We start from the raw sequence: 13,807 nt of genomic DNA on the forward strand, positions 1-13,807 counted from the left end.
TTGTTACCGGTTTCGCTGAAGATGGATACTGGACTCAGATCACCGCAGCTAAGCGTGTACCCTGGTTAATCGCGCGTTTGGCGTCCAGTTCTGCCGCCACATCCGCACCACCGATCAGGTGTACCGTCTTGCCCAGTGCGTCCAGACCCGCCTGCAAATCACGCTTAGGTTCCTGGCCCGCGCACAGCACCACGTTATCGACCGGGATCAGCTTTTGTTCACCGTTGACCGTGACATGCAAACCAGCATCGTCGATGCGGTCATAGGACACACCGGCGATCATATGTACCTGACGGTTTTTCAAACCGGTGCGATGTATCCAGCCTGTGGTTTTACCCAGACCATCACCGACTTTGGAGGTTTTACGCTGCAACAGGAACAGCTGACGCGCAGGTGCTTCCAGATGTGGCGTGGTCAGGCCACCTACGTGCTGATAGCTGGTATCGACACCCCATTCAGCAAAGAACTTGGCCGGATCAAGACTAGGGCTGGTACCGCTGTGACTCAGGTATTCCGCCACATCGAAGCCGATACCGCCAGCACCGATAATCGCGACCGATTGACCGACGGCTTTCTTATCGCGCAAGACATCCAGATAGCTGAGTACCTTAGGATGATCGACACCCGGAATAGCAGGTACACGCGGTGTAATACCGGTGGCCAGCACCACTTCGTCAAAGTCACGCAAATCATCCGCACTGACTTTGGTATTGAGTTTGAGTTGTACGCCAGTCAGTTCAATTTGCTTGGCAAAGTAGCGCAGGGTTTCGTAAAACTCTTCCTTGCCCGGCACTTGTTTGGCGATATTGAATTGTCCGCCGATTTCGGAAGCAGCATCAAACAAAGTCACGCTATGTCCGCGCTTGGCAGCGGTGGTTGCAAATGACAGCCCGGCTGGTCCTGCACCGACCACAGCGATACGCTTAACCTGGGTCACAGGCGCATCAATAATTTCGGTTTCATGGCAGGCACGCGGATTGACCAGACAGGAAGTCAGCTTGCCGCCGAAAGTATGATCGAGGCAGGCCTGATTACAGCCGATACAGGTATTGATTTCATCCGCGCGGCCTTGCTCGGCCTTACGCAGGAATAGCGGATCAGCCAGCAACGGACGCGCCATCGACACCATGTCGCAATAATCGTCTGCAAGCAATTGCTCAGCCACTTCCGGCGTATTGATACGGTTAGTCGCCACCAGCGGAATCGAGACATGGCCTTTGAGTTTTTTGGTGACCCAGGCAAACGCCGCACGTGGTACTTTGGTCGCGATCGTCGGGATACGCGCTTCATGCCAGCCTATACCGGTATTGATGATGGTGGCACCGGCCGCCTCTATCGCTTGCGCCAGTTGTATCACTTCTTCCAGCGTCGAACCGCCTTCCACCAGATCCAGCATGGACAGGCGATAAATGATGATGAATTCCGGGCCGACTTTTTCACGGATACGACGCACGATTTCTACCGGGAAGCGGATACGGTTTTCATATGCGCCACCCCATTCATCATCGCGCTGATTGGTACGCGCAGCGATGAATTCATTGATCAGGTAACCCTCGGAACCCATGACTTCAACGCCATCATAACCGGCGAACTGCGCCAGACCGGCGCAACGGACGAAGTCGCTGATGGTTTCCTCGACTTCAGCGGTGCTCAGTGCATGCGGGGTGAAAGGATTGATCGGCGCTTTCAATGCGCTAGGCGCCACCAATGAAGGCTGATAGGAATAACGGCCAAAGTGCAGGATCTGCATGGCGATGCGGCCACCGGCCTGGTGTACCGCTTCAGTCACGATTTTATGATGATTCGCTTCTTCTTCGGTAGTCAGCATGGCACCGCCATGCATAGGACGCGCACGCTCATTCGGTGCGATACCACCCGTGACGATCAGCGACACACCACCACGTGCACGTTCGGCATAAAAGGCGGCCATGCGTTCGAAGCCATTGTCCACTTCTTCCAGCCCCACGTGCATGGAGCCCATCAGTAAGCGATTCGGTAAGGTCGTAAAGCCAAGGTCCAGCGGTTTAGTCAGGTGGGGATAGAATGCCATGGGTTTTCCTCAATGTGTCTGCGCGACAGCGATAGCCTTACAGCAGCAGGAAGCGGGCGGCAGAGCCTTGACTCTGTCTCATCCCCTGTGCCGTATCGCTATGGCGACAGCGCGATAGGTTAATACGGTCAGAACGCGTACCACAGCTGCTTTGTGCTTGTAAGCCACAGTGCGCTGATCTGGTATGGACTGAATAGCTAAAGTATTCTGACTGTGCATCGCAGAATAGCGAACAAATTTTGTTTATGCAACCAGTTGCATATAAAATGTCGATGATCCACCTCGAAGATTTACTCTAAGGTCCGTCCATGTCATTACAACACGCCCTGCTGACCTCAATCATAGAAAAGCCCTGCTCTGGCTACGAGCTGGCGCGGCGCTTTGACAAGTCGATAGGCTATTTCTGGCATGCCACCCATCAGCAAATTTATCGGGAACTGGCGCGGATGGAGCAGCAGGGCTGGGTCTCGTCCAGCGAAGTCGAAGGTGGCCGCTCCGGTAAAAAGCAATTTGATGTACTGCCAGCCGGGCGCGCTGAATTACAACGCTGGGCTGCCGAAAGCAGTGCGCCGCTGCGCCTGCGGGATGAACTAATGCTGAAACTCAGGGCGGATGCGGCGATAGGACCGCTGGGCATGGTGGAAGAGCTGGAAAAACGACTGCAATTGCATGAGCAGGAATTAGCTACCTACCGCGCTATTGAGCAGCGCGATTTTAGTAGCTCCAACGCCGGACGCGAAGCACAGATTCATTATCTGATATTGAAAGCCGGTATCGCCTATGAAGAAGGCCGCATCACCTGGACTAAAGAGGCTTTACAGACTTTGCGGCAGCTTGCAATTTAAATATTCGCAGGCGCTAATAAAACTTCGCCATGATTTTTGGCAGCTCGCCATTGTCGGTACCGCGCCGTATTACTTCATTGAGTTTGGCCAACTCATTCTGATACTTACCCTGGGCAACGGCAAAATGTACCGTATCGTAAAACACTGGCTTTTGCGACACATGAAAACGCTTCCCCTTCAATTCCGGATCGTTAAAACTGGGCAGCAGTTTGTTGTTCAGGTAATCCTCGACCTGCGCCGCGGTAGTTAGCTGACGGACAGGCCACAGCATCAGATCACTGCGTTTATTCATGAGTTTTTTGAAGCGCGCACCAGAGGATGCAGAATCTTCCTGTACGGTAAAAACCACATTCCTGGCTTTTTCAAAATCCATCCCGTGACTGAAACCCCGGCCTATACCCACCGTTTTCCCCCGTAAGTCTTCCAACGTACGAAAATTCTGACGTGGCTCGCCATAAGTGACAGCCCAGATCTTTTCACTCACGATAGGCTGGGAAAACTGAAAATACTTTAGCCGTTCCGGTGATTTAGACAATCCAAATACGATGCCCTCACCATTACGTCCTAACATCTGCGCGCGGTTCCAGGGCAGCATGCGCCAGTCAAAACGCAAGCCCGATTCGCGCTCAAAATAGATGAGAATTTTTTCCAGGTCTTTATCGATGGGTAACTGCCTTCCATGGATATCCAGATTTTCCTGTAAAAACAATGGCACCGTCTGAACTTGCGCGCGCGCAGTGCTGCTACCTGATAACAGGACAAACAGCCCTATAAACGCCGGCAACAGAATTGGGCCCAATAAGCGCGGTATCAGTCTGATTTTCATTGTTCATCTAGGGTGTTGATTAAGCCAGGGTATATCGCAATGCCTGAGTCGCGCCATACTGAGAGTGAAAATACCTTATTTATGCAGATTTACCAAATCTCATGCAAGTCCCGCACCAAGCGTGAGTGATGTACCACAGCCGGTGTACAGAACACGGGTTTCTGCAGTGAAGTCCGATACAATAACTAATTTATCAATCAGCCTACATGCTATGCAGGACTTTGCCACGGTATTCCAACATGCACGTCAGGGCGATCCCGACGCAACCGGGCGTCTGATGCAAATGATCTATCCGGAATTGCGTCAGCTCGCGAAATCCCGGCTGCGCCGCAGCGGACATCTGACCTTACTCAATACGACGGAACTGGTCGCTGAGTTATGGCTGCGCTTACAAAATCTGCAGCAATTACCAGGTGCTCAGCGCCACTTTTTTCTGGCCTATGCAGCCAAAGCGATGCGCACCATCGTCATCGACTATGTACGTAAGCGTCAGGCGCAGCGGAATGGTGGTGACGTGGATCATATTTCGCTGGATGAAGAGCTACTCATCAGCCATCCCGACACTTCCGAACTGCTGCGTGTCAACGATGCGCTGTCTGAGCTGGAACAGCTGGCGCCACGGCTGGCTCAGCTGGTTGAATTGCGCTATTTCGCTGGTCTCACTGAAGAAGAGGCGGCTGAATTTCTGGGTGTTGCCAGACGTACCGTCCAACGCGACTGGCTAAAAGCAAGGGCCTGGCTGTATGAAGCCTTGCGCCAATAAAATCCTGGCGTGTCCGTTCTGTCCCAACTTTATTTGTGACCCAATGACGCTTTGACAGGGGTGAATACGTTATGAGCCATAAGCTGATACAAATAAAACGGAGAATACGCGGAGTTCACCTTTGAGCAACAATACGCAAGACTGGCAAGCCATTTCTGTCCTGCTCGACGAGCTGCTGGAACTCTCAGCAGATCAGCAGCGCGAATTCCTGCACAACCTGCCACCGCCACAGCAGCACCTGCGCGCGCGTCTGCATAGCCTGGCGCAGGCGCACTGGCAAGCGGAACAAGACGAATTCATGTCGACTATTCCGAAAATCACGCTGACCGATGACGGCAGCCTGAGCCTGCGCCGCAACTTCCAGCCCGATAGTCAGATTGGCCCCTGGCGTCTGCTGCGTAAACTCGGTGAGGGTGGCATGGCCAGCGTCTGGCTGGCAGTCAAAGAGGGAGAGTTCCGGCGTGAAGTCGCCTTAAAATTACCGCATGCGGATAATCTGTCCGAGCGGGTCATGGAGCGCTTTGCACGAGAACGCGACATTCTGGCTCAACTGGTTCATCCACATATTGCGCGCCTGTACGATGCCGGTATGGATAAGTCGCAGCAAAGCTGGCTCGCCCTCGAATTTATCGAAGGCATGCACATTCAGGATTGGTGTCACAGCCAGGGGCTGGATACAGCGGCAAGGGTCAGGCTGATGGTACAGGCTTGCTCCGCTGTGCAATACGCTCACTCGCGTCTGGTGGTACACCGCGATCTGAAGCCATCCAATATACTGGTTACCAGCGAAGGCTACGTACGTCTGCTGGATTTTGGGATTGCCCACATCTTACAGGCCGATGCGCATAACGATACACCGGCACTCACGGAGATCAAGGCATTTCAGGGCAAACCGGTAACCTGGCGCTATGCATCACCGGAACAGCTGGGTAACCAGGAAATCGGCATTACCACGGACGTGTATGCGCTCGGCGTGGTCCTCTACGAATTGCTGACCGGACACAACCCTTATCAGCCGGAAGACCGCTCACGACGCGCACTGGAACAAGCGATTTTGCATCAGGAGCCAGCGCCCGCTTCCAGCCGTGTCAGTGATCGTAAGTTAAGTCAGCACTTACGTGGTGATCTGGATGCCATTCTGCACAAAGCACTGCAGAAAACCCCTGAGCTGCGTTACCCCACCGCCCATGCGCTGGCCAGTGATTTACGGCGCTATCTGAATCACGAGCCAGTCAGCGCAAGACCAGACAGCTTCTGGTACCGCAGCAGCCGCTTCGTTCAGCGCTATCGCACACTGAGCGCGTTGAGTGTACTGTTACTCAGTGTGGTATTGAGCAGCAGCGCCGTCGCTTTGTATCAGGCGAATAAAGCAAGGCAGGAGGCGGATCGCGCACAAGCCATGTATCAATTCGTATTGCGTATTTTTAATCCTGAACAAAAACCAGACCCCGACCTGGTCAGGCGCGACCTGAGCCTGAAAGACCTGGTCGCAACCGGTATACAGAACGCGGTCAGGGATTTTTCTTCGCTGCCAATGGAGAGTAGCAAACTGACGCATGATCTGGGTCAGCTGGCCATTCAGCTCGGTCTGAGTGATGCTGCGAGCACCTTGTATGAGCATAATCTGGCATTGGCAAAACAGGTGTATGGCGACCAGAGCAGCGAATATGCACATGCCCTGATCGAGAGTGTAGACTGGCTGGCCAGTGTAGGTCAGCATCAACGTGCATGTCAGCAAACCACGCAGGCGCTGGCGATATTCCGGCAGGCAGCAGCCAGCAGCGATCAGCTGGCGCAAGCCCACAGAAAAGCCGGACTCTGCGCGAGCAAATTATATGCGGCGAATGACCCGCGTATTTTTCAGCATCTGGAACAGGCCATCACACTGGCACGCCACAACGCAAACCGGAATGAGCTGGGTTATGCGCTGGTCAGTATAGCGATGGCCTATCTGAATGCTGACCAGACCGACAAGGCACTGGCCGCTTATCAGGAAGCCTTGCAAGTACGGCTGCTGGAATTCGGCGAAAATAACTGGCAAACCGCAGAAGCACGTCAGGGTGTGGCGATCTGTCTGGATAAACTCGGACGCCCGGCCGAATCCAGCCAGGTCGCGATCCAGGCCATGCACAATATGGAACAGGTCTGGGGCAAACATCATTACCGGGTATCGGAAGCCAGACTGTATATCGCGAATGTACTGGCCGATTCAACGCAGAGATCCGAAGCACTGCAGCAGGCGCGCACCGCCTATGACATTGTGTTGCTACCGGAATGGCGTACACAGAAACCCGACTATCTGGAAAGCGCACAAGTCGCTTATTTACGGATTTTGCTCAGAATGGGTAATCTGGCACAGATGCTGCAAGTCTGCCGCGACATCGATATGCAGGCAGCCATCAGTTATCCGCGACTGCGTCTGATGGCGGCCGATCACTGTGGTCTCGCCCGGGCCATGCAGGGCGAGACTGAAATCGCACTACAACACGTGCGCCACAGCCAGCAATTACGTGAACAATACTGGCCTGATCAGAAAAAACGCGCACTTGGCGGACTGCTGGTGCAAGGAGCGCTTGCACTACGCAAGCGGGATTTTGCACTGGCCGCTCAACTCTATCGTCAGAGCATCAGCTATGCAAACAATCATGCTGATTATTCGCGCAGTCTGGCCTGGCGCGAGCTGGCCAGACTGCCCGTCAGCAAAACAGAGGATGACTTACGACGCATCCAGGCTGAATATCAGGATTTGCAAACACCTCAGCAGGCTGACTACTGGCGTGGTCAGAGTGTAAATCTGCAAGAAGCTTTGGGATGGATTTATCTGCAGCGCGCGCAATATGGCTCTGCGATCACTGCGTTCAGGCTCGCATTGCAACTGCGTGCAAGCATGGATGATCCGGTCGACAGTGTCTGGCAAATGCAAACCCGGGCAGCATTACAACAAGCCCTGGAAAAAAATCGCAGTCTGTGACGCTTTTTTTCTGACTACTCCGTCTTAGCGAATGAAGACCCATTATTTCTCATTCATTCACAACGAGGACAGTATGAAAAAAAGTATTCCATCCAGCCTGCTTATTCTGAGTCTGATCGCTGCATTGAGCGCTTGCGGTGGCGGTAGCAGTGACAATGCGGGAAATGCCAGCGGCAATAGCAGCGGTTCCAGCGGCTCAGGTGGCAGTTCTGGTGGCAGCTCCGGTGGTGGCTCTGGCGGCAGTTCGGGCACAGGCAGCTCTGCAGGCTTGACTGAGGCATTGAAAGTATTTGCTGAGAGCTGGATTGCCACACAGATGGTGAACAGCCTGCATGATTTTGCCGTCATTGCCGGCAATACCGGAAATTGCCCTAAGGGTGGCAGTGTCAGCTATGCTGGTGGTACCACCAGCATGAGCAATTGCGTGCGCCGCTTCCCTGCCGATAACGCTTATCAGGGGGCCTTCAGTGGCGTCCCGAATCAGATCGGCAATATCAAAATGCTCAATTTCCAAAGCAGCACGGCGATCAAGGTGAATGCAGGTGATAACCCGGCACTGACACAATACCAGATCAGCAATGCCAGCTTTACTGCAACCGATGACAACAGCGACAGCAGCAAAGAACTTACCCAGATCGGTGGTGGCGCAGCCAGCTTTAGCCTGGGCACTGGCAGTTACAACATGACAGCAGTCGCCGGCAATGCCACCAACACTGGCAGCAGCCTGAGCATTGCCAATGGTTTTTTCTATACACGTAATAATGCTGCCGCAAACCGCGTGGTCAATCTGGGCAATATCGTGTATGGCGCTGAAACCAATGGCATGACGACCCGTCCTACTTCTGGTAAATACAATGTCGCCGTCGGAGGCAGCAGCACCGCCTGTGTAAATGTGGGCGTACAACTGATCAGCCTGACACAACTGACGATTACGTGTGAAGCGACGAAAGAAAGCCGTACGCTGAACTGGACTGACGCAGATCTGAAAGCTGCTCTGACTGCAGCCCAAAACTGAGGCAGATAAAAAATGCTGGCGAGCGAATAGTGCGCTCAGCCAGCGTTTTGAAGTTCATTCCGGCACGGAGCAGGAAGCATGACAGGCAACCTGTCTCTGCCGATGAATCATTTCTTCGTCGGTTTCTTCGCTTGCGTCTTTGTCTTGAGCGGCAAGCTGGTTTTCATCTGCGTACTGGCAGCAGGGCGGCTCTGCGTTTTTTTCGACGCAACGGTACCGGCCTTACTGGCTGAAACCGGCTTTGCCGGGTTGGCTTGACCAGCTTTGGCAGGCGTAGCCGTTTTACCCGCAACGGGTCGGGCTGCACTCCCGCGCTTCGTGCCGGCTGGTTTGTTGCTGGCCCGTGCTGCGGGTGATTTTTTTTCGGGTGCTGCCGGTGCAACCGCAGTTGGGGTTGCCGCGGTCTGTCCGGCACTGCCAGAATCAGACTGTATCGCCTGACTGACCGCCTGCTTAAACTGATCCTGCAGCAAATTCCACCAGACCGCCGGATTCGAAAATGTGTGGGCTGAGTCTTCCGCTGCAGATGATTTCTGCGTGTCTGAAGCCGTGTTCTGCGGCGTATGGTTTACCGCGGACGCAGCATTGCCAGGGTTCGCAGTGAGGTCTGGCGGCGCCTGATAGGCTGTATCGCTGGCGGCCTCCTTGCTCTGCTCACTGGCCGCTGCCGCTGCCGCTGACATCGGCCAGCCTGCATTCGAAAACGCAGCACCGGCACTGGCCGCCGCTGCAGTTTCTGCAGCAGCCTGTTGTGCTTCCCGCGTTTGCTGTACAAAACTGTCCCCCAAAGACTGTAAGGCAGCCAGCGTGGCACGCTGCACTTCCAGTGTCTGTATGGTTCCGCGCAGCATATTCATATTCACGTTAAGCCAGGATTCGACAGTCTTTAAATCCTGAATTTTCTTATCCAGTTCATCGAGCGACATCGGTGGCGTGACCATACCAGGTACCTGCATACTGCCCCACAGCTTTTTAATAAAACCCAGCGGGTCAGCCATCTGAGACAGGCCTGGTGCTTCCGCACCGGTAAAGGGATTTTGCATGGATAACTCCGGTTAGTATCATCGATAGCCGCACACTGCGGATTGAGGCAAGGCGGTCAGGCTGTCCGCACTGATTGTTGCCGACTACTGCTGTCGGTGGCTGCCTGACGGGTGGATTTCATCTTGCACCAGTCATAACAGTCCGTCAACTATGAATACTCAATCAGGATCACGCCATGCGCCCTGGCGCGCTATCACGAAGTCTCAGACAAATTCTGATCGCGATCCTGCTGAAGTCAGTTTACACTGCGCGTATGTCTTACACACCCAGCCAAATGATGACCGCGACGCCGCCCGGACGCATGCACTATCTGTGGTTTGCCGGCCTGGCGCTGGCGGGTCATCTGCTGCTGTGGCAATGGGGTGCAATCAGCATACGGCCCACGCCTGCGCTCAGTCCCAAGCCGGCTCCCATGACAGTACAAATGCGTGTCCGGCCTCCCGTCACAGCAGCGATCACGCCAAGCACAGTACCGCCTGCGCGCTCACTTGCCAGCTCACCGGCCCGATCACAGTCTCGCAGCGAGGCCATGCCTGCTCCACCTGCGGCCAGTATCAGCCAGAGTGAAGCGCTGACCATCGCAAGTGCGGTCACGGAACGCGGTGCGGTAACCAGTACAGTCGATGAAATCAGTAGCAGTATCGCACTCGATCCGGTCACGGTGCTGACCCCATTGACCGAATCCGGGCAAAGTCTGAGCTTACATGGCTATCCGGCAATCGCACCGGACAGCGCTGTGTTAAAGACTAAGCTGGTCAGCGAAAGCCCAGGCAAAAATCCGGTCTATGGCGTGGGTGAAATTGCGTTTCACGTTCAGGATGGACGCTATCAGGTCAAAGTCCAGGCTGGCCTTGATCTGCTGCTCACGACCTTGAATTTGTATCAGATGCAAAGCGAGGGCAACTGGACAGAATTCGGCTTGCAGCCGCAGACCATGAGTGAGAAACGGCGTAACCGTAGTGAGACTGCCACACACTTTCAGCACGACGGCCAGACCATCAGTTTTTCGTCCAGCAACCGCAGCACCCCATTACAGGCTGGCGCGCAAGACCGTGCCAGTATTTTTCTGCAACTGAGCGCACTCGGAAAAGGATCGCCACAGTTATTCCAGGCGGGACAGCAATTGCGGGTACAGGTGGCTGAAGACCGCGAGGCGCAGGAATTTCTGTTTCAGGTACAGGCAAAGGAAGTCCTGAAGACCCGTATGGGCGAACTCGAGACCTGGCATATCATTCGTCCGCCACGCGTCGGAAAATATAACTCCACACTGGAAATCTGGCTGGCTCCTGGCTGGCAATGGTATCCGGTACAAATCCGTAATACAGAATCGAATGGTACGGTGACCAGTCAATATGTGACCGCCATCCTCCCTCCCGAGAAAGGAAATTCCTGATGTTCCACGCAATTACCCGTACGGTGCTTGGTGTATGTCTTTGGCATAGTCTGTCAGCGCTGGCAGCAGACAGTTATCCCGCAACCCAGCTGGCGCCTGCGGCAGAGCTGCAATACAGTATCAAAGCCAGACAAAGCGGTCTGAGCATCGGTGGTTCAGCACTGGTACGCTGGCAGCAACAAGATGGGAAGTACAGCATACACAGCGAAACACGTGCGGTGCTGGTCGGTAAAATTCTGGATACCAGCAGCCAGGGCAGCATCGATGAACAGGGTCTGGCACCGGAACTGTTCACGGAAAAACGCTTCGGCAAACCCCAGACCCAGACCAGCTTTGATCGCCAGAATAAAATGATCAAATTCAGCACCTCGGCTGAAACTTATCCGATTAAGGGTGGCGAACAGGACCGTAGCAGCGCGACCTGGCAACTGATCGCTCAGGCCAGGGCCGCCAGCGCGCACTTCACGACTGGCAGCGAATGGAAAATGTTTGTTGCAGGCCGCCGCGATGCAGAAACCTGGACCTTCAGAGTTGTTGGGACAGAGACGATACGCACGGCACTCGGAGAATACCAGTGCATTCATGTCAGCAAAGCGCCACCACCTGATTCCAGGGATCAGCAGCTCGATATCTGGCTCGCGCCGGGACTCAACTGGTATCCGGTGCGTCTGCGTTTCAATGATGCCGATGGGGATTTTGTCGATCAGTTGCTGGAGAGTGTCAACAAGCTCTGAAACTGCGGATAGACGCGCAAATTTATTCTGTTCCAGGCATCAATAATTTCCTCATGGAAATTAAAAAAATCGGATGTGCTGACACAATAAGCAAAAAAAAAAGACGAGTTAATTTCTTAACGGAATTAATTCGTCTTTTTTTTTAAAAACTTGACATTTTTTAACTACAATAAATTGCCATTCGGCTATTCTATTACTTTCAGTTACACTTTTGCAGGCTGCCATGTACAGCGCCCCGGTTTTCTCCAATTTTTCAGTGCGTTGTCGCCGCCATGTACCGGCTAAACGCGACAATAACTTATTAATTGGAAACGATCTGGTATGGATACCCGAAGTCCGTAACGCCATTGCTCAGTTCGGTCAACGTTACCTGGACAAAATCTTCAGCGCTGCTGAAATAAACGACTGCGCGGGCATACCAGAACGCCGTGTCGCCAGTCTCGCGGCACGCTTTGCCGCCAAAGAAGCCGTGATGAAAATCCTGGGTCTGAACAAAAACAGCGTACTGCCCTGGCGTGCAATTGAAGTGATACGTCCAGCCGGTCAGGCGCCCTCTGTCCGGCTGCATCCGCCAGCCTTACAGTTCGCACGACAAGCGGGCATCCTGCATTGTTCACTTAGTCTGAGTCATGAACATGAATATGCGATGGCTACCGTGATCGCGATCCGTAAAACCAGACAAATGCAAGTTCGCCTACCACGTAACTGATGCTCCTCCCCCCCCATTTCAACGCTAAAAAAGGTTAAGCCATGAGTAAAGAAAAAATCCGCCAGGTTCTGAAGGAACAAGGTAAATTCAGCACTGACATCGACAGTCTGTCTGATGATGCCGACTTGTACGAAGCAGGCATGACTTCACATGCCAGTGTCAATGTGATGCTGGCACTGGAAGACGCGTTCGATTTGGAATTCCCGGATCGCATGCTGAAACGCAGCGTATTTGAAAGCATCAATGCAATTCATGCTGCCATTGAAGAATTGAGCGCCTGATCATGCACAGCTCTTCACTCATTCAAACAGCGCGCCTGATAGCCAAAGACTTTGCTGCTCCTCACGCGGACGCGGCAGATCGTGATGCACGTTTTCCACAAGAAGCGATAGACGCATTAAAGCAGGAAAAATTGCTGAGCGCCTATATACCGGTTGAACTCGGCGGCGCAGGTGCCAGCCTGAGTGAATTAGTGGAGATCTGTGAAATTCTGGGGCGTCAGTGTGCCGCCACCGCCATGATATTCGCGATGCATCAGATTCAGGTTATCACCCTGGTTGAACATGCTATTGATCATCCATGGTACCGCCAATATTTGCAGGATCTGGTTAAACATCAGTATCTGATCGCTTCGGTCACCTCGGAAGTGGGTGTCGGTGGCGAAATGCGCCGCAGCCGTTGCGCGGTGGAGCTCAACGGCGACTATTTCCGTCTGGTGAAAGATGCCACCACCATTTCCTATGGTGCCCAGGCCGATGATTTACTGGTCACCGCAAGGCGGCATGCCGATGCTGCGAACAGCGATCAGTCGCTGATATTGGTGCGCAAAGTGGATTACAAGCTGGAACAAAAAGGAAACTGGGATACCATGGGTATGCGTGGCACCTGCAGCCCGCCCTTCCTGATGACAGCCAGCGGTCATCGCGATCAGATCATGGAAGTTCCTTTCGGTGATATGTCTGCGCGTACCGTCGTCCCGGTATCACATCTGCTGTGGGGTGGTTGCTGGCTGGGCTGTGCCACTGCTGCAGTCAACAAGGCACGCAGTTTTGTACGCGGACAAGCCAGGTCTAATCCCGGCACTGTGCCGCCAACAGCACTGCGACTGGCGGAATTAGTCAGCATGCTGCAAAGCCTGCGCACATCGGTACAGGCCTGCCTGAGCGAATACGAACAATTATCCGCTGCCAGCGACGCTGCTACCGGCCCGCTTTCTTCGATAGCGTATTCGCTCAAAATGAATAATCTCAAAGTAGATGCGACTCAGGCCTTGCCACAAATCGTCATCAAGGCCCTGTCCATCTGCGGCATTCTGGCCTATAAAAATGACAGCAAGTTCAGCATGAGCCGTCATCTGCGAGACAGCCTGTCTGCCGCGCTGATGGTGGGTAATGACAGGATACTGGCGACGAATGCCAACCTGTTGCTGGTTCTCAAAGACGACTGATAAAGGAAGC

12 protein-coding genes are annotated in these 13,807 nt (G+C 53.7%); 9 read left to right on the top strand and 3 right to left on the bottom strand.

Annotated elements, in window-relative coordinates; translation table 11 throughout:
* Window positions 1–34: 34 nt before the first annotated feature.
* Window positions 35–2,050 carry an NADPH-dependent 2,4-dienoyl-CoA reductase gene (locus tag H8K47_RS01970; protein WP_186879756.1) on the bottom strand — a complete coding sequence of 672 codons (2,016 nt, stop codon included), beginning with the start codon at window positions 2,048–2,050 and terminating at the stop codon, window positions 35–37.
* Between the two features lie 308 nt (window positions 2,051–2,358).
* On the opposite strand from H8K47_RS01970, the gene H8K47_RS01975 reads away from it, so the two are divergent.
* A complete protein-coding gene (locus H8K47_RS01975; protein ID WP_186879757.1) occupies window positions 2,359–2,895 on the top strand; it encodes a PadR family transcriptional regulator in 537 nt (178 codons plus the stop codon).
* A 13-nt stretch (window positions 2,896–2,908) separates the two neighbouring features.
* On the opposite strand, the gene H8K47_RS01980 is transcribed toward H8K47_RS01975, so the two are convergent.
* Window positions 2,909–3,721 carry a substrate-binding periplasmic protein gene (locus H8K47_RS01980; RefSeq protein ID WP_186879758.1) on the bottom strand — a complete coding sequence of 271 codons (813 nt, stop codon included), beginning with the start codon at window positions 3,719–3,721 and terminating at the stop codon, window positions 2,909–2,911.
* A 211-nt stretch (window positions 3,722–3,932) separates the two neighbouring features.
* Between H8K47_RS01980 and H8K47_RS01985 the strand changes: the two genes are divergently transcribed.
* The 3 genes from H8K47_RS01985 (at window position 3,933) to H8K47_RS01995 (ending at window position 8,470) form a co-directional block, all read left to right on the top strand.
* Window positions 3,933–4,484, top strand: a complete 552-nt coding sequence (locus tag H8K47_RS01985) for an ECF-type sigma factor (RefSeq protein WP_186879759.1) — start codon at window positions 3,933–3,935, stop codon at window positions 4,482–4,484.
* Between the two features lie 121 nt (window positions 4,485–4,605).
* Window positions 4,606–7,455: a serine/threonine-protein kinase gene (locus H8K47_RS01990; protein WP_186879760.1), complete on the top strand. Its 2,850-nt coding sequence runs from the start codon at window positions 4,606–4,608 to the stop codon at window positions 7,453–7,455.
* Window positions 7,456–7,528: 73 nt separating this feature from the next.
* The gene (locus H8K47_RS01995) at window positions 7,529–8,470 is read left to right on the top strand and encodes a hypothetical protein (RefSeq protein WP_186879761.1); all 942 of its coding nucleotides are present in this window, start codon (window positions 7,529–7,531) and stop codon (window positions 8,468–8,470) included.
* Window positions 8,471–8,577: 107 nt separating this feature from the next.
* Here the strand turns inward: H8K47_RS01995 and H8K47_RS02000 are convergent, their stop codons facing one another.
* Window positions 8,578–9,513: a PhaM family polyhydroxyalkanoate granule multifunctional regulatory protein gene (locus H8K47_RS02000; RefSeq protein WP_186879762.1), complete on the bottom strand. Its 936-nt coding sequence runs from the start codon at window positions 9,511–9,513 to the stop codon at window positions 8,578–8,580.
* A gap of 254 nt (window positions 9,514–9,767) precedes the next feature.
* Here H8K47_RS02000 and H8K47_RS02005 point away from each other — a divergent pair, with 254 nt between their 5' ends.
* The 5 genes from H8K47_RS02005 (at window position 9,768) to H8K47_RS02025 (ending at window position 13,797) form a co-directional block, all read left to right on the top strand.
* Window positions 9,768–10,907, top strand: coding sequence for a DUF3108 domain-containing protein (locus H8K47_RS02005; RefSeq protein ID WP_186879763.1), 1,140 nt, complete (start codon window positions 9,768–9,770; stop codon window positions 10,905–10,907).
* Window positions 10,907–11,641: a DUF3108 domain-containing protein gene (locus tag H8K47_RS02010; RefSeq protein WP_186879764.1), complete on the top strand. Its 735-nt coding sequence runs from the start codon at window positions 10,907–10,909 to the stop codon at window positions 11,639–11,641. The genes H8K47_RS02005 and H8K47_RS02010 overlap by 1 nt, the downstream gene beginning before the upstream one ends.
* Before the next feature lie 223 nt (window positions 11,642–11,864).
* Window positions 11,865–12,350: a holo-ACP synthase gene (acpS, locus tag H8K47_RS02015; protein ID WP_186879765.1), complete on the top strand. Its 486-nt coding sequence runs from the start codon at window positions 11,865–11,867 to the stop codon at window positions 12,348–12,350.
* 41 nt (window positions 12,351–12,391) lie between these two features.
* Window positions 12,392–12,631, top strand: coding sequence for an acyl carrier protein (locus tag H8K47_RS02020; protein WP_162019059.1), 240 nt, complete (start codon window positions 12,392–12,394; stop codon window positions 12,629–12,631).
* A 2-nt stretch (window positions 12,632–12,633) separates the two neighbouring features.
* Window positions 12,634–13,797 carry an acyl-CoA dehydrogenase family protein gene (locus tag H8K47_RS02025; RefSeq protein ID WP_186879766.1) on the top strand — a complete coding sequence of 388 codons (1,164 nt, stop codon included), beginning with the start codon at window positions 12,634–12,636 and terminating at the stop codon, window positions 13,795–13,797.
* Window positions 13,798–13,807 lie beyond the last annotated feature (10 nt).

The organism is Cognatundibacterium rugosum, assembly GCF_014284365.1.
Lineage (GTDB): Bacteria > Pseudomonadota > Gammaproteobacteria > Burkholderiales > Burkholderiaceae_D > Undibacterium > Undibacterium rugosum.